Source organism: Thermoleophilum album, from assembly GCF_900108055.1.
Classification (GTDB): domain Bacteria; phylum Actinomycetota; class Thermoleophilia; order Solirubrobacterales; family Thermoleophilaceae; genus Thermoleophilum; species Thermoleophilum album.
Window position 1 is genome coordinate 382,025 of sequence record NZ_FNWJ01000001.1, and the last position, 16,459, is coordinate 398,483.

The following is a 16,459-nucleotide window of genomic DNA, read 5'->3' on the forward strand; positions in this document are numbered from 1 at the left end:
TTCAGCCTCCGCCTTCGGGGGAATCTGGAAAACCTCGCTCGGCTCGCTCGTGACGCTCGATCAACTGGTCGGTCGCTGTCCGCAGGGCCAGCTCCGGGTCGACGCCGAGCACCAGCGCGAGCTCTACCGACGCCAGCAAAATCCTTCCAACTTCCAGCCGGCGACGATCCTCGGGGAGACCCTCGGCCAGCGACTCGAGATCATCCAACGCCGCGCGCAAATTGGCGGCAGCGGCCGCACGCCCCGGCTGCGGACGCAGCCCGGCAGCGGCGGCGCGACGTAGCGCCTTGCGTGCCCGCAGCGTCGAGGGCAGCGTCTCGGCGATGTCGGCGAAAGTTGCCCCGGCTCGCTCCTGACGGCGCTTGACCTCGCTCCAAGTGCGCACCGCCTCGGCCGCATCGCGCGCCCGCTGCTCTCCAAACACATGCGGGTGGCGACGGATCAGCTTGGCGCGTAGCCCGTCGAGAACACGCACGAGGTCGCCCGCGCCCCGCTCCTCCAAAAGCAGCGCCAAGAACACGACCTGGTAGAGAACGTCGCCGAGCTCGTCGAGCAGCTTCCCGTCGTCGCCCTTGAGCGCTGCATCAGCGAGTTCGTAGGCCTCCTCGACGGTGTGAGGGACGATCGTGCGCTCGTTCTGCTCGCGGTCCCACGGGCATTCCTGGCGCAAGCGGCGAGCGATCACGTCAAGCCGTTCGAGCGCTTCGCAGCGATCTCGGGAGGCCGCTTCGTCAAGCGGATCGCGCAGGGATCGCGACGGCCCCGCGGCGCCGACCTCGCCGCTGCCCCCTGCTGCGTCGGTGCGAGCGGTCACTGGGGAGGTGGCGCCCCGCCCAGGCCACCAAGACCGGGCCCCAACCCGCCGCCGGCGGCCGGTCGCGGTTGAGCAGCCGCGCCCTGACCCTGCGGGTTGCCGCCGGACGCTGGCAGTCGCCGCCCGCCGGGAGTCGCGAGCGGAGGACCGTTCCGGCACTCCGAGACGACGTAGCCGCGCGCACAGATTGTCTCTGTGCGCGAGCGCTCCGTGAACTCCTGGACGAACAAGGTCAGCGCCCGCTGCTGCCGGTCGCTCTCGATCGCGCTGCGGATCTGTGCCCGCACACTGGCGAGCGGCGTGGTTTTCGCCGGCTCAATACGAGTGACCCGGAAGATGTAGAAGCCGAGCGCAGTCCGCACCGGACCCACCAAAGCGTTGCGTCGGGCACCGAAGATCGCGTCGTCGAGCGCGCGCTCTTGGCTGCCGCGCGTCACACCGGTGAGCCGGCCACCCTGTTGCTTGGAGATCTCGTCGGTCGAGTAACGCTTCGCGACCTCGCTGAACCTGCGGCCGCTCTCGATCTCCTGCTTGGCGCGCAGGGCCTGCTGACGCGTGTCGGTCAGCACGAGTTCGACGTCACGCCGCTCCGGCTGCGAAAACTGGCTTTTGTTGCGCTCGTAGTAGGAGACGATGTCGTTTTCGTCGATCGCCGACGTGCGGTCTTGCACCCGTTGCTGGATGCGCTGCTGGATCAAGCTCAGCTCGATCCGTTCGAGCACGTCCCCCTCGGTCATGCCGGTACGTCGCAGGAACGCGCGGTAGCGAGCGGGACCCTTTTTGCCCGGGAAGGCGGCGCGCAACTGCTCCTCGAAGGTTCGCCGCACTTCCGCGGGCGACACGCGAATCCCGGAACGCCGAGCCTCCGCGCGTAGCCACTCGGCCTGGATCAGAAAGCGCATGACGTCGTCGCGGACCTGCCGGTACTGCTGACGACAAAGCTTCAAGAGGTCGGCATCGCTCGGTGGCTTGGCGCCTCGCGCCGGTCGGTTGGCAGCCCGCTTGGCGGCAACACAGCGGCGAAAGCTCGGGGGATCGAGCACGACGTCACCCTCACCCACTGTCGCTGCCGTACTGCGCGCCGCGATCGGGAACCAATGGTCGAAGCGCTGCTTGGTGATGACGGTGTCACCGACCTTCGCGACCGCCCCCTTCGGAAGCGAATCGCCGCAGCCGGCGCTAACCAGCGCGGCGGCAGCCGCGACGGCAAGCAGCGGGCGCAGACGTCTTGTCGGTGCGGTGTTGGCGATCATGCAAAGGGCGCGGCTGGCAGATAGCCGGAACGCCGATCGGCGGCTGATGCTAGCGGAGCCGGTTCGCGGGCCCTTCAGCGGGGCGTCGCGGCGGTGGGCGCAGTGGCGGGATCGCTGGCGACTTCGAGGACGGCTTCAGCGGCGCGCACCACGGCCGCAAAGCGCTCGTGGGGATCGTCGGGCACTCGCACCCGCAGCGTCGAGCGACCGGACTCGTAGATCGCCTCGGGAAGCCGCTGACGGAGCGCCTTCACGCGGCGCGAGTCCAACTCCAGCGGGGCGACCACCATCCGCCCGCCGCGGAACTCGACGCTGCGGACACCGGCGCGACCAAGTTTGATGCGCGCGTCCTGCAACTTGATGAGGTTCTCTAGCGGCTCGGGGATCGGCCCGAAGCGATCCTCGAGCTCGCGCCGCAGCACGATCAACTCGGCGACCTCGCGGGCGCCAGCGATCCGGCGGTGGACGTCGACCTTCGCGGCCTCGTAGTCGATGTAGTCGGAGGGGACGTAAGCGTCGACCGGTATGTCGAGTCGTACCGGCTCAGGCTCATCGGCAGCCTCGCCCGACAGCTCCGCCACCGCCTGCTCGAGCATCCGCACGTACAGCTCGAAGCCGACAGCGGCGACGTGACCGGACTGCTCCTCGCCGAGCAGGTTGCCGGCGCCACGAATCTCGAGATCGCGCATCGCGATCCGAAAGCCCGAACCGAGTTCGGTGTGGTCGGAGAGCGTCGCCAGCCGCTGCCGGCCCTGCTCGGAAAGAGCTGCAGCGGACGGGTAGAGCAGGTAAGCATGGGCGCGCTCGCGGGAGCGTCCAACCCGCCCGCGGATCTGGTAGAGCTGCGCTAGCCCGAGCTCGTCGGCACGTTCGACGATGAGGGTGTTGGCGCGCGGGATATCGATCCCCGACTCGATAATCGTGGTGCAGACGAGCACGTCCGCCTCGCCGCGGACGAAGCGCATCATCACTTGCTCGAGCTGCTCGTCGTCCATCTGACCGTGCGCGACCTCGACCCTTGCCTCGGGCACCAGCGCGCGCACGCGTTCGGCAGCCTCGGCGATCGTCTCCACTCGGTTGTGCAGGTAGAAAGCCTGGCCGCCGCGCTCAAGCTCGCGGTGCAGTGCGCGGCGCACCAGTTCCTCCTCCCATTCACCGACGTAGGTCTGGACCGGTCGGCGCCCCTCGGGCGGCGTCTCGATCACGGAGATGTCGCGCAATCCGGAGAGGGCCATCTGCAGCGTGCGGGGGATCGGCGTCGCGGACATCGAAAGCACGTCGACGCGCAGTCGCAGCTGCCGCAAGAGCTCCTTCTGGCGCACCCCGAAGCGCTGCTCCTCGTCGATGATCAGTAGCCCCAGATCGTGCGGACGGACGTCGCGAGAAAGCAGCCGGTGCGTACCGATCAGGATGTCCACCTTGCCCTCGGCGAAGTCGCGGAGTACCCGCCTGACCTCGGCAGGCGGCCGAAACCGCGAGGCGACCTCGACACGCAGCGGCCAATCCCGCATGCGCTCGCGGAAGGTGTTGAAGTGCTGCTGGGCGAGCACGGTGGTGGGCACCAAGAACAGCACCTGCTTGCCCGCTGTAGCGGCCTTGAAAGCAGCGCGCAGCGCCACCTCGGTCTTGCCGTAGCCGACGTCGCCGCAGACGAGCCGATCCATTGGCCGCGCCTCCTCCATGTCGGCGCGCACGGCCTCGATCGCCTCGAGCTGATCGGGCGTTTCCTGGTAGGGGAAGCTCGCCTCGAACTGGCGCTGCCAGTCGCCATCGGGGGGGAACGCGAAACCGGCGCGGCGGCGGCGCTCAGCGTAAAGCGTCAGCAGCTCCCCAGCCAGCGCCTCGGCGGCGCGCCGCGCCCGGAGCTTCATCTGCTCCCATTGGCGGCCGCCAAGCTTCGAGAGGGGCGGGTCGCTCGCGTCGGCGCCGACGTAGCGGCTGACCTTGTGCAGTTGCTCGGACGGTACGAACACGCGGTCGCCGTCGCGAAACTCGAGCTCCAGGTAGTCGCGCGTGACGCCCGCCACGGTGCGCGTGGTGAAACCCACGAAGCGCGCGATGCCGTGGTCTTCGTGGACCACCGCCACGCCGCTGCGCAGCTCCGTCATCGCGCGCATCGCCCGGCGGCTCTGGGCCGCTGCGTCGGGCGCGCGCCGGCGGCGTAGCAAACGGTGCTCGGGAATCAGCGCTAGGCGGCCCTGCGGCCAGATAAAGCCGTCGCGCAGTGAGGCCTGCGTGAAGAGCAGCGCGCCGGTCTGCCCGAGCTCGGCGCCGAGCTCCCGTGCGCGCAACCGCTCGAGGTTGAGCGCGGCCCGCTCGAGTTCGCTGCGCCGCGCCCAGGCGACCACCACCCGGTAACCCGAGCGAACCAGCTTCTCCAGCTCGCCCTCGGCCTGCCGCAGATCGCGCGCCACCGGCACCGCCGCCTGGGCGCGCAACAGGTGATCCTGGTCGCCGGCGACCGTCGAGACCCAGAGCGAGACGCGACCGCGCAGCTCCTGCAACAGCTCTTCCGGGTGGACGTAGAGGTGGGCGAGGTCGTGGTCCGCGAAGGTCGCTTCGACGTCCTCCCAGAGCTCGAACAGCGACCCCTCCAGTTCGTCCTCGTGTGCGACCACGAAGGCATCGTCGGGCACCAGCTCGAGCAAGCGACGGAAGCGCTCGACCGGCAGGACCTCGGCCACGTCTGGGCGCTCGCCGTCGGCGCTAGCCGCGATCTCAGCACGTGCGCGATACTCGGCAGCGAGTTCCGAAACCGGCGCGATTTCCACGTACTCGGCTTCGCCGAGCGACCGCTGCGTGAACGTCGAGAACCAGGCGAGGCGCTCGATCTCGATGTCGAAGAGCTCGCAGCGAACCGCGCGTTCTTCAGTCGCCGGGAAGACGTCGAGGATCTCCCCGCGAATCGCGAACTGTCCGCGATCCTCGACCTGCTCCACGCGCTCGTAACCGAGCTCCACCAACCGTTCGGCGCACTCCGCGAGGTCAAGCAGCTCTCCGCGCGCCAGCGTGAAGCCGCGTGGGCGCAGCTCCGGGTCGGGCACCTTTTCGGCGAGTGCGGGCGCCGAGACGACGACCACCGGTGCCTCGCCGCCAGGGCCGTCGAGGAGCGCGTCGACCGCCGCCACCCGCAGCCCGACGAGGTGCGCTGGCGGCGCCAGGTGCGATTCGTAGCGTACGCCGCGGGCTGGCAAGACGCGCACGGTGCGCGGCGCCAGCAGGGTGCGTAAATCGGCCGCCAGGTTGGCGGCGGCGCGATCGTCGGACTCCACGATCAGCGCGGGCCGCCCCTCCCGCTCGAGCAGTGCGGCCAGACCAAAAGCACGGATGCTCTGGGATAGGAAGGCGCGGGTCGGCCCGCTGCGAGCGGCGTCGGCAAGCGCGGCGATCGCCGGGTGCTCGGAAGCTTCACGCGTGAGCGTGCGGAGCGTCATTGCCGGCGCCGACTCTAGGCGGACTGGGAAACGAGTCCGACGAGCGCGTCCGTCGCCTGCTCGAACAGCGCCTCAACCGCGTCGCGAGGCTCGTCGAAGCGCCCGAGTACCCAGCGCGAAACGACCTCGGGATCGGTCGTGTCAGGACGACCGACACCGATCCGCAAGCGCCAGAAGTCGGGGCTTCCAAGCGCCGCGCGTACCGACTTGAGCCCGCGGTGACCGGCGGTTCCGCCGCCGAGCTTGGTGCGGACGACACCGAAGGGCAGGTCGATCTCGTCGTGGCAGACGATGATCTGCTGGGGCTCGAGCCGCAGCGCTCCGCGCGCCGCGGAGACGCTGCGCCCAGAGTCGTTCATGTAGGTCATCGGCAACAGCAGCGCCACGCGCGGACCGGCGGGACCGGCGCGACCCTCGCTGTAGAGGCCCGCGTAGCGATCGACGAAGCGTCCCAGTTGCCAGCGCTGCGCAGCTCGCCGCACGACCTCGAAACCGGCGTTGTGGCGTGTGCCCTCGTAGCGCCGGCCGGGGTTCCCGAGCCCGACGACCAGGAAATCGACCCGGGGCGATGGCGCGCGGCCGCCGCCGACCGCGGGGTTCAGGAGCCCTGGCCCTCCTCAGCGCCCTCGGCGCCGCCGACCTCCGGCTCCTCCTCGACCGTTTCAGCAGCCTCCTCGGCGCGGGTCGGCGGGACGATCGTCGCAACCACCGCGTCGGGGTCGCCGACCAGTGTTACGCCCTCGGGCGGCTCGACTTCGCCAAGCGTCAGCGTGCCCCCCAGCTCGAGCCGCGAGACGTCAGCGACCACGCGCTCCGGTAGCTCGCCCGCGAGCGCTTCGATCTCGACCTCCCAGAGCACGTGCTCGAGTACTCCGCCCTGTCGCACCCCGGGCGCCTCCTCACCGCCGACGAGTTCGAGCGGAACGGTGGCAGTTACGCGCTCGTCGAGTCGCACCTGCTGGAGATCGACATGTACGACGAGGTCGCGGACCGGGTCGTGCTGCTGCTCCTTGATGACGGCCGGCATGGGTTTGCCGCCCCCAACCTTGACGTCGATGATCGTGGCTCCCTGCGCGAGCACTTGCCGCAGCCGAGTGGCGGGCACCTTGAAAGGCACCGGCTCGCGCTCGGCCCCGTAGATGATCCCGGGGATCAAACCGGCACGACGAAGCCGCCGGGACGCACGCGAGCCAAGCTCGCTGCGCTCCTCGACCTCGAGCAGTGGTCTCTTCGCCACGGGCGCCACGAGCGCGCCAGTGTAGCGACGGGCGTGGGCGGGCGGGCGGCCGCTCTCCCGCTAGGCACCCTGGCTGACCGCGGCGACGCGCGCCGAGTGGGGCTTGTGGGTCGCGCGGACGATCTCTACAAAGCGTAGGAGCTCGCTCTTACCGATCACTGGCAGCGACGCGCAGCACGCATGCTCGGGACGCTCCAAAAAACAGCCGTGCACGGCAGCTACCAGCGACCGCCAGCCGGCGTCGTCGCTCGGCTCCGTGAGTGCCAGGAGATCCGGTGCTTGAGGGCCGTCGAGAGCCGCTTCGGCGACGGCGCGTTTTAATCGCTCGATTTGGCCATGCTGACCGGAGCGGAGGAGCACTACTAGCGTCAAGGGATCGTCCGCTCCCACCAGCTCGCCGTAGTCGGACAGTAGGGAGGGGTCGGCGAGAAGCACATCGCAAGGCACCAGGAGCGCGTTCGCTCGCAGTTCGAACGGCAGCCCCGCGCCCGGCGGATGCGGCCCCGCGCCCGGCGGATGCGGCTCCGCGCCCGGCGGGTGCGGCCCGGTGCGCGCGTCCCGTTCCGCGGATGCCGGCTGCTGGAGCCAGCGCGGTGCGACAGGATCAATGCCGATCCTCACACAAAGCGTCCGAAACAGCTCAAACTCGGACGCCCCGAAGGGGTTGGCGGCGATCGCGCGCGCCGCCAGCCGCATCGCCGGTTCGATAGCTCCGGCGGCGAGCGCCGAGCGGCCGCGGTCGAGCGCCAGCGCTGCCCGCCGCCGGGCAGCGCCGTCGACCGTTAAGAGCTCCTCGACGGGAAGCTGCGCGCGCTCGCCCACCAGCTCGAGCGAGCGCAGGAACGCGATCACCCCGGCGGCGATGTCGCTCGCCTGGGCTGACGAGAGATCGAACTCGCCCAGCAGCTTGCGCCGGAAGGGCAACTCTCGACGCAGCAACTCGATGGCCCGCTCACCGCTGGCCCCGAGGTTCATGTTGCGGCCGTGCCAGCGGTAGCGGTAGCCACGGGTCGGCAGGTAGTCGATCTCGGCGACCTCGGCAATCCGCGCCGCTATCCACCAATCCTCCCAGGCACAGTCGGCCGGTAACGGCGCGAAGCGTTCGCGAAACGTCATGCGGACGCTCAGTGCGCCGCCCGAGATGAAGTTGCCCCGCAACAGCGGTCCAAGCACGCGGCCGCGTCGCGGCCGGTGGCCCGTCGCCGCCCAAAACGAGGGCTCGATCACCCGGCCGTCGGCGTCGATCACCTCCATGTCGGAGTAGACCAGCGCGACTTGCGGTCGCTGGATGAGCGCCTCGACGTGCGTGCGAACCCGATCGGGGGGCCACTCGTCGTCACCCGAGAGCAACATCAGGATTTCCCCGTCGACCTCCGCAAGGCCCCGGTTGAAGGCGCTGACCAGGCCGCCGTGCGGCTGGCGTACGTAGACGAGACGGTCGCGGTAGGGGGCGACGAGCGCGGGCGTGCGATCCGGCGATCCGTCGTCAACGACTACGACCTGCAGCAGCTCGCGGGGATAATCCTGGGCTAGCGCGCTCTCGATTGCCCGCACGATGAAGCGCTCGAAGCGGTAGCTCACGATCAGGCAGCTAACGCGGGGCAGGCCGGCAGCGCTCACCGGTCCCACCCCTCCCAGCGCACGCCGACGGCGTCCACGGGCAGGAAGGGCACACCCGCCGAACGCGCACAGGCGGCGTCGACGGCCGAGTCGCCCACCAACAGCGCGCGGTCAGGTGTGCAGTCGCTGCTAGCCAGGATGCGCCAGAGGCCGTGCGCTGCCGGCTTCGCCGGCGCCTCGCCGCGAGCGACGATGATCGCGACCCGCCCGGCCAGTCCCGCGCGGGCGAGCGCGGTGCGTGCGGCGGCGCGTCCGTTGAGGGTCAACACCGCGAGACCGGCTTGCGGTTGCCGTTTGCGAAGCCATTCGAGGAGCGCCGCGTTGAGCTGGCAACGCGCCGCCGCCTCGCGCTCGTGGAGGGCGACCAGCGCGTCGAGCCGGCTCGCGGCAGCCGCTGCTAGCGGCTGCCCGGCTGCTCGCAGCGCGTCGATTGTCGACAACACACCGGGACGCGCAACAGCGACGCCAGCGGCGCGCGCCCAGGCGCGCGCGATCGCACGCAGCGAGACCCAGTCGACGTCGAGCCGCGCGAGCGTCCCATCGAGATCGAGGACGACGAGCTCCGGGGGCACCCTCATGCGTAGACGTGGGCGCGCGCTCGCAGCTCGCTCGCACGGCGCAGGAGCGCGGGACAGTCGATGTGACGGATCCAGTACAGACCTTCGGGGAGCCGTGCCAGATCCGCCGGCGAGGGGCGCTCGCCGAAAGCCATGCGCACGTAGAGGTGCGGGATGTTCAAGCCGGCGGCGGTGAAGAAGTAGCTGGTCGTGAAGAAGCGCCCGCAGTTGATCTCCGTCGGCCGCGGCACACCCTCCGCGTCCTCCTTCAAGTCGACGCAGAAGATCCCGGTGGCACGCGGGTCGATGGCGCGTACGGCGCGCACCGCGAGCTGCTCGACATCCGGTCGGTCGCGGGTCACGGCGATCGACGGCGTCCCCGTCACGCCCGACGGAGCGAGGTGCGGATAGATGTATTCGAGGCGCTCACGCACCTGTGCGCAGACCAGCTCGCCCTCGCACCAAAGCGAGGTGAATGCGAGGTTGGCGCCCGGCAAGAGCTCCTGCGCTACGAACTCAATCGCCGGACGCGATATCTGCCAGTAGCGCAGCCAGTGCCAACCGGCCTCTAGGTCGTGCACCGGTGTGGCCGCCAGTCCCCCAGCGCCGGCGCTCGCGCGCAGCCAGAAGGGCACTCCCAACAGTTCGGCAGCGCGCTCGAGATCCGCACGATCGCGCACCGCAAGGGAGGGAGCGCGAAGCACACCAGCGCGCTGCCAGAGTTCGCCGGAGCGGCGTTTGTCCTGGCAGATGCGGACGGTCTCCACGCTCGGCAGAAAGGTCTTCGCCGGCAACCGTTCGCGCAGCTCCGAAATCGCTCGCACCTCCGCGTCCGGCTGGGGATGGACGAAGTCGATCCGTTCTCGCTCAATCACGTCCAGCAGGAAATCGAGATAGCGCGGGTCGTCGCAGGGCGGCGCCTCGTACGCAGCGTCCAGTGGCGGCCACTCCAGATGAAAGCGGTTGGTGTCGGTGCCGACGATGTAGAACGGCTCCGGCGCGGCGCGCAGCGACCGCACGAAGTTGACTCCCGCAGGTCCCCCGGCACCCGTGACTAGCACACGGATCACGCGGCGAGGGCCTCCCCGTCGACGGCAGCGATAGCGGCGCGCGCCGACCGCTGGAGCCGCTCGACCACTTCCAAACAGCGGATGCCCTCGGCGATGCCGACCTCCGGGCTGCGCCGCTCGCGCACACACTCGAGGAACGAGGCGAGTTGCGCGACGAGCGGTTCTTCTGGTGGCACGAACACGCGCTCGACGATGCTCTCTTGGCGGTAGGTGCGGGAGTCGCGCCGGTCACTGCGCAGGCTGGTCGAGCGGCAGATCTCGATCGTGCGCCGCACGTAGTCGAGCGTGACGTAGGAGTCGTCGGTGGTAACGGCCAATCGGCGCACCTTCTCCTCGGTCACGCGGCTCGCGCAGAGCGCTGCGATCAACCCGTCAGCGAACGCGAAGGTGGCGACAGCGTGGTCGGCGCGACTCGCGCTGCGCACCGAGCGGGCGACCGCGGCAGCGTGCACCAACGGCGCGCGTGCCAACGACAGCAGCACGTGGATGTCGTGGAGCATCAGGTCCTGGATAACGTCGCTGTCACCGATCCGACCGTCCCAGGGACTCAAGCGCTGCATTTCGAGGGCCACCAGGGCGCGATCGCCGACCAGCTTGCGCAGTTCCCGCACCGCGGGGTTGAAATGCTCGATGTGACCGACCTGGACGATCGCACGAGGACCGCACGCCGCTGCTGCTTGCTCGACGAGGCGCGCCTGCGCGACGCCGAGGGCGAGCGGTTTCTCGACCAGCACATCGCAGCCGCGCTCGAGCGCCCTTACCGTGTGTTCCACGTGCAGAGCGCTGGGCGAGGCGATCGAGACGGCGTCTACGCGGTCCAGCAACTCGTCCAGGGAGGCACAAACGAAGGCACCGGTGCGCGCTGCTACCGCGCGCGCCCGCATCGAGTTGGGGTCGTGCACCGCGACGAGCTCGCAAAGGTGCGGCAGCGACGCATAGGCGCGCGCGTGGTGGGCGCCCATGTTGCCGGCGCCGACCACGCCGACGCGGATGCGCCGCGCGCCTCCCATCAGCTGCCCCCTAGCGGGCTCTGCACGCCACTGGCGGGCACCTGCGCGATCGCCACGATCTCGGCCGCGATCTGCGGATAGCGACGACCAAGCTCGAAATAGGCGCGGATCAACGCCTCGCCCCACTGGCGTTCGATCTGGTCGTTCGGCAGCGGCTTGAGGAAGACACCGTCGAGGTGGTCGACGACCAGCCCGGCCGTCTGGAGGTCGCGCAACAACGTCGTCCGCGTGTAGACGCGGCGGTGTCCGATCCGTAGATCCTGCTCGTCGAGCGCCGTGACGTCTTCGATCAGGCCGAGCTCGACCCCCGCTTGACGGTGTAGCGAGTCGGCGTTGGGCACCGTCACCACGAGCCGCCCGCCCGGGCGCGCACAGGCGGCTGCCCGCGCTAGCAGCGCCACCGGATCGGCGACATGCTCGAGCACATGCGCCAACACCACGACGTCGTACGTTGCATCCGCCTGGTACTGCTCGAAAAGCGCGTGCACGACCTCGACGTCGGGGCAACGTCGACGCGTCCGCCGCACCTGCTCGAGTGAACCGTCGACCGCCGTCAGACGCTTGACGACGCGGCGCAAGCGCTCGGTCATGCGACCGTCGGCACAACCGAGCTCGAGACAGCGCTCAGCGCCACGCACCCACGGAGCGATCACCTCGAAGCGGAAGTCGACGAGGCGGGCGTTGAAGCCGTGGTCGGTGGAGAAGTCGCGAGCTACCCGCTCAAGGCGCATGGTCTCGTCTTCGCCGCAGCTTTGGCGGCGACCGTCCCTGACCGTCGCGCTGTTCGCCCGCGCAACACTCCTCATTGCACTGATTGCTGATCTCCCCATCAGGCCGCTCCCGCGAGCGCGGCGCGCAAGCGTGCGCCCGGGTGCCCACGTAGTCGGAGCAGGCGCAGCGAGCTTGAAGCTGCGAGCGCCCCTCCGCCGCGGCCGGGTGAGACGGCCTACGCTTGAGCGAGTGGCGAAGGACGAGCTCCCGCGTGGGCGGCTGCGACGCACCGTCGCTGTCGGCTCGGTGCTCGGGCGCGAGGGCGCGCGCTACGCGACGACGCGTGCGCGCAACCTGGCGCGCTCCGAGGAAGAGGCGCGTCGCGCGCTCGAGAACGTTCACCTCGAGACCGCCGAGCGAATGGTGGAGACGCTCGGCCGCATGAAGGGTGCGGCGCTCAAGCTTGGCCAGCTCGCCTCGTTCGTCGACACCGAGTTCTTGCCGCCCGAGTACGCCGAGCTCTATCAGCGCAAGCTGGCGAAGCTACGCGCCCACGCTCCGGCGATGCCGTGGCGGAAGGTTCGCAAGGTGCTCGAGCAGGAGCTTGAGATGCCACTCTCCGAAGCCTTCGCCGCGATCGACGAGGAGGCTGCAGCAGCGGCTTCGATCGGCCAGGTCCACCGCGCGCGCCTGCACGACGGTCGCGAGGTGGCGGTCAAGGTGCAGTACCCGGGGATCGCCGAGGCGCTACGTGCCGACCTTCAGAACGCGGGCGTGGTGTTGCGTTTCGCGAAAGCGATCGCGCCCGGCCTCGACGCGCGAGCGGTCGCCCGCGAGCTGCGCGAACGTTTCGAAGAGGAGCTCGACTACGAGCTCGAGGCGCAGCGCCAGCGCACGTTCGCGCGCGCCTACCGCGGGCATCCGTTCATCTACATCCCGGACGTCATAACGCGCCTGTCGCGACGGTTGGTGCTCGTCACGGAGTGGGTCGAGGGCCACGACTTCGAGCACGTGCTCCGCCTCCCGCAAGCGCAGCGCGACCGCTTCGGGGAGATCGTGTTCCGCTACCACTACGGCTCGATCTATCACCTGCAGCAGTTCAACGCCGACGCTCATCCCGGCAACTACCTGCTGATGAACGATGGGCGCGTCGCCTTTCTCGATTTCGGGATGACCAAGCAGCTCGACCACGAGCAGATCCAGCTCGAGGTGGCGGCGCTCGAAGCCGTGATCGCGGGCGATCCCGAGCGAGCGCGGCGAGCCCTGCACGAACTTGGCTTTCTGCCGAACCCCAGCAAAGTCGACGCGGAGCGCCTGATGGAGCACGTGCGAGCGGTCGCCGGCTGGTACCTCGAGGATCGTGAGGTGACGATCGACCCACCGCTCGTAATGCGCGTGATCGCGGCGATGTCGGACCCGCGCTCGGGCTTCTACGACTTGCTGCGGCGCGAGAGCTTGCCCGCCAACGAACTCCTCGGTCGGCGCATGGAGACCGGCGTCTTGGCGGTGCTCGGCAAGCTCCGGGCTACCCGCAACTGGCATCGGATCGGCCGCGAGTGGTGGTTCGGCGAGGAGCCCGCGACCGAGCTCGGTGAAGCGGAGTGGGAGTTCTTCGAGCAGCGCGGTACGCGACGCGAACCGCTGGTGCGCCGCTGAGGGCTCGCTGCCCCTGCCGCAGCAGCAAGGTCCCGAGCGGCGGGGTCGGATCAGAACAGCTGGTTCTCGCCAGCAAAGATTTCGGACACCGAGTCGTCGGTGAAGATCCGACGGATCGTGTCGGTCAGGATGTCGGCGCAGGTCAGCTGTTTGATCAGCGGTGGAGCGCCTGCGCGCAGCGGCACGGTGTCCGTCACAACGATCCCGGAAAGCGGGGACTGGCCGAGGATCTCATAGGCGCGGCCCGAGAAAATCCCGTGCGTCGCGACCGCGTAGACCTCGCGAGCGCCCTCGTCGAGCACGGTTTCGGCCGCCACCGCCAGGGTGCCACCGGTGTCGATGATGTCGTCGACAATCACCGCCACCTTGTCCTTGACGTCACCGATGACGTGGCCGATCTCCGCCACCTGCTGGGCCGGTCGTTCCTTCTCGAGCAACGCGTAGGGCGCGCCGACTTTCTGCGCGAACTTCCGCACCAGCTTCACCCGACCGGCATCCGGAGCGACGATCACGAGCTCGCCGTGACGCGGCAGCAGTTGGTCTTGCACGTACTGGACGAGGATCGGCATCGCCGTCATGTGGTCGACGGGTCGCGAGAAGAAGCCCTGCATCTGGCCGGCGTGGAGGTCCATCGTGACCATGCGGTCGATGCCCGCCACCTCCAACGTCTCGGCGACCAGCCGCGCCGAGATCGGTTCGCGGGGCGCCGACTTCTTGTCTTGCCGGGAGTAGCCGTACCAGGGGCAGACCGCGACGATGCGGTGTGCGGAAGCGTGCTTGGCGGCGTGAATCATCAGCAGGAGCTCGACGAGCGCGTCGTTCACCGTCAGCCCCTCGCGCTCCGAACCACATATCGACTGCACGATGAAGAGGTCAGCGCCGCGAATCGACTCCTGGTAGCGGCAGTACACCTCGCCGTCAGAGAAGGTCTTGAGTCCGGCATCGGTCAGCCGCACACCGAGCCGATCGGCGATCTTCGCACCGAGGTCGAGGCTTGCCCGCCCCGCGGTGACCATCAGGCGCTTCTCGTGCCCGGCGGGAATGAAAGTCTCCGGCAGCGCCGCCGGCACAGCGTCGATCGGACGGCTCATCGCTCGCTCTCGTCTTTCCCCTGGAAGCGCTCGACCCAACCCTCGACGTTCCGCTGACGCGCCCTGGCGATGGCCAGCGCGCCGGGCGGTACGTCCTTGGTTATGACCGACCCGGCCCCAGTGTACGCGCCCTCGCCGATGGTCACGGGCGCCACGAAGGCGGTGTCGACACCCGTTCGAACGCGCGGTCCGATGACCGTGCGATGCTTGCGACGACCGTCGTAGTTGGCGGTGATGTTCCCCGCCGCGACGTTGGCCTCGGCGCCCACCTCGGCGTCGCCGAGGTAACTCAAGTGCGGGACCTTCGCGCCGGCCCCGACGTCGGCGTTCTTGAGTTCGACGAACGTTCCGATCTTCGCTCCCCGCCGAACGACCGTTCCGGGGCGAAGGTAGGCGAAGGGCCCGATCGTCGCGCCGTTCTCGACGCGACAGTCGACGAGCCGCGCGTGCTCGATCCGAACGTCGTCGCCGACGACCGCACGCTCCAGCGTGGCACACGGACCGACCAGGCAACGAGAACCGATGCGCGTACCCCGCCGCAACGTGCAGCCAACCCCGATCACGGTGTCCGGAGCGATCTCGACGTCGACCTCGACGACCGTCGCCTCCGGGCACTCGAAGCTGACGCCCGCCAGTGCGTGCTGCTCGATGAGGCGCCGGCGCGCAGTCGCCTCGGCACGCATCAGGTCGACGCGCGTGTTGACCCCGAAGGCCGCGGCATCGTCGGGCGTGCGCACCGCCGCGACGGTCGCGCCGCGCGCTCGTAGAAGCGGGAAGACGGCGGTGAGGTAGCGCTCGCCGCGCTCCTCCGGTACCTGCGCGAGCGCCTCAAGCAGGGCGTCGACCGCAAACGCGTAGAGGCCGATGTTGACCTCGCGGATCGCCAGCACCTCGTGCGGCACGTCTTCGCTGTGTTTGGTCTCGACGATCCTTTCGACCGTGCCGTCGGGGGCGCGCAACACCCGCCCGTAGCCGGCGGGGTCGATGCCGTCGCTGGTGAGGATCGTCGCGGCAGCGCGCGCGTGTGTGTGTGCTTCGACGAGGGTCTGCACGACAGCGGCGGTGACCAGCGGATGGTCCCCGGAGAGTACGACCAGTGGCCGCTTCGCCGAAAGCCAGTCCGCCGCCGCGAGGACGGCCGCGCCGGTGCCCTCGCCGACCGCCTGTTCGAGCACCGCGACGTCGCCGGGCAGCGCCTCGGCGACCGGACTCCCCGGCCGCACGACACAACCGACACGGGCGGCCCCCGCTTCCTGAGCCGCAGCAATCACCCACTCGACCATCGGGCGGCCGCAGATCGGGTGCAACACCTTCGGGAGTTGCGAGCGCATCCGTGTGCCGCGGCCTGCGGCCAACACCAAGCAGTCGAAGGCGGTCGGGGACACGGCGAGGGAGCGTAGCGCCAGTGGTCGCCTCAGGGGACCGAGTCGATCGTGCGGTAACGCAGCAGCTGGGTCTCGTGGCGGCGCAACCATTGGTGCCCGGCCCGCCACTCGGGAAGCGCCTGCTCAAGGGCGTCCCAAAAAGCGCGCGAGTGGTTGGGAACACGCAAGTGACAGAGCTCGTGGACGACCACGTAACGGGCAACGGCAACCGGCGCCAAGAGCAGTCGCCAGTTGAGGGAGACGGTGCCGGAGGTCGAGCAAGAGCCCCAGCGTGTGCGCTGAGCACGGATCGTGAGCCGCGCCGGACGAACCCCGAGCCGCTCGGCCTCGGTTGCCAGCAGGGCGCCCAGGCGAGCTCGGGCGGCCCGCCGATACCAGCGCTCCAGAGCCGCGGCGCGACGCAGCCGCGTTGGGCCGCAAACGACGATCGCCGAGCCGCGGTCGCGTGCCACAGCCGTGCTGCCCGGCCGCGCCTCGACCGGACGGGCGACGCCAGCGACATACGCCCATCCGAGCACGCCAAGCGACGCCGGACGCGGTCCGTCGGGATCCGCGGAGAGCGCTGGCGGCGCATGCGTCGACGGCGAGTGCACTGCCGGTACTTGCGCGAGCGGCGCGTGA

At 69.7% G+C, this 16,459-nt stretch carries 14 protein-coding genes; 1 reads left to right on the forward strand and 13 read right to left on the reverse strand.

All coding sequences use genetic code 11. The features are described 5' to 3' along the window. Position 1: 1 nt before the first annotated feature. From BLW41_RS01805 to BLW41_RS01850, 10 genes are all read right to left on the reverse strand, one after another. Positions 2–814 (reverse strand): MazG nucleotide pyrophosphohydrolase domain-containing protein, encoded by an 813-nt coding sequence (locus BLW41_RS01805; protein WP_177169247.1) that lies wholly within the window; start codon positions 812–814, stop codon positions 2–4. Continuing rightward, complete coding sequence (locus tag BLW41_RS01810) at positions 811–2,067, reverse strand: peptidylprolyl isomerase (protein ID WP_093115689.1); 1,257 nt, start codon at positions 2,065–2,067, stop codon at positions 811–813. The genes BLW41_RS01805 and BLW41_RS01810 overlap by 4 nt, the downstream gene beginning before the upstream one ends. A gap of 74 nt (positions 2,068–2,141) precedes the next feature. Continuing rightward, positions 2,142–5,501, reverse strand: a complete 3,360-nt coding sequence (gene mfd / locus BLW41_RS01815) for a transcription-repair coupling factor (protein ID WP_093115691.1) — start codon at positions 5,499–5,501, stop codon at positions 2,142–2,144. 14 nt (positions 5,502–5,515) lie between these two features. Next, complete coding sequence (gene pth, locus BLW41_RS01820; RefSeq protein WP_093115693.1) at positions 5,516–6,103, reverse strand: aminoacyl-tRNA hydrolase; 588 nt, start codon at positions 6,101–6,103, stop codon at positions 5,516–5,518. Then, a complete protein-coding gene (locus BLW41_RS01825; protein WP_177169248.1) occupies positions 6,100–6,738 on the reverse strand; it encodes a 50S ribosomal protein L25 in 639 nt (212 codons plus the stop codon). The genes pth and BLW41_RS01825 overlap by 4 nt, the downstream gene beginning before the upstream one ends. Before the next feature lie 60 nt (positions 6,739–6,798). Further along, positions 6,799–8,358, reverse strand: coding sequence for a glycosyltransferase (locus tag BLW41_RS01830; RefSeq protein ID WP_143038534.1), 1,560 nt, complete (start codon positions 8,356–8,358; stop codon positions 6,799–6,801). After that, positions 8,355–8,936 carry an HAD family hydrolase gene (locus BLW41_RS01835; RefSeq protein WP_093115699.1) on the reverse strand — a complete coding sequence of 194 codons (582 nt, stop codon included), beginning with the start codon at positions 8,934–8,936 and terminating at the stop codon, positions 8,355–8,357. Before BLW41_RS01835 ends, BLW41_RS01830 begins: the two co-directional genes overlap by 4 nt. Beyond that, positions 8,933–9,985: an ATP-grasp domain-containing protein gene (locus BLW41_RS01840; protein WP_093115701.1), complete on the reverse strand. Its 1,053-nt coding sequence runs from the start codon at positions 9,983–9,985 to the stop codon at positions 8,933–8,935. The genes BLW41_RS01835 and BLW41_RS01840 overlap by 4 nt, the downstream gene beginning before the upstream one ends. Continuing rightward, a complete protein-coding gene (locus tag BLW41_RS01845; protein ID WP_093115703.1) occupies positions 9,982–10,995 on the reverse strand; it encodes a Gfo/Idh/MocA family protein in 1,014 nt (337 codons plus the stop codon). The genes BLW41_RS01840 and BLW41_RS01845 overlap by 4 nt, the downstream gene beginning before the upstream one ends. After that, a complete protein-coding gene (locus BLW41_RS01850; RefSeq protein WP_218138189.1) occupies positions 10,995–11,801 on the reverse strand; it encodes a class I SAM-dependent methyltransferase in 807 nt (268 codons plus the stop codon). Before BLW41_RS01850 ends, BLW41_RS01845 begins: the two co-directional genes overlap by 1 nt. A gap of 154 nt (positions 11,802–11,955) precedes the next feature. Here BLW41_RS01850 and BLW41_RS01855 point away from each other — a divergent pair, with 154 nt between their 5' ends. Continuing rightward, positions 11,956–13,362, forward strand: a complete 1,407-nt coding sequence (locus BLW41_RS01855) for an ABC1 kinase family protein (RefSeq protein ID WP_093115707.1) — start codon at positions 11,956–11,958, stop codon at positions 13,360–13,362. Between the two features lie 50 nt (positions 13,363–13,412). On the opposite strand, the gene BLW41_RS01860 is transcribed toward BLW41_RS01855, so the two are convergent. The 3 genes from BLW41_RS01860 to BLW41_RS11060 form a co-directional block, all read right to left on the reverse strand. After that, a complete protein-coding gene (locus BLW41_RS01860; RefSeq protein WP_093117244.1) occupies positions 13,413–14,378 on the reverse strand; it encodes a ribose-phosphate diphosphokinase in 966 nt (321 codons plus the stop codon). Positions 14,379–14,449: 71 nt separating this feature from the next. Then, positions 14,450–15,838, reverse strand: coding sequence for a bifunctional UDP-N-acetylglucosamine diphosphorylase/glucosamine-1-phosphate N-acetyltransferase GlmU (glmU, locus tag BLW41_RS01865; RefSeq protein ID WP_218138191.1), 1,389 nt, complete (start codon positions 15,836–15,838; stop codon positions 14,450–14,452). Positions 15,839–15,867: 29 nt separating this feature from the next. Beyond that, positions 15,868–16,290, reverse strand: coding sequence for a M48 metallopeptidase family protein (locus tag BLW41_RS11060; protein WP_218138192.1), 423 nt, complete (start codon positions 16,288–16,290; stop codon positions 15,868–15,870). Between the last annotated feature and the right edge of the window lie 169 nt (positions 16,291–16,459).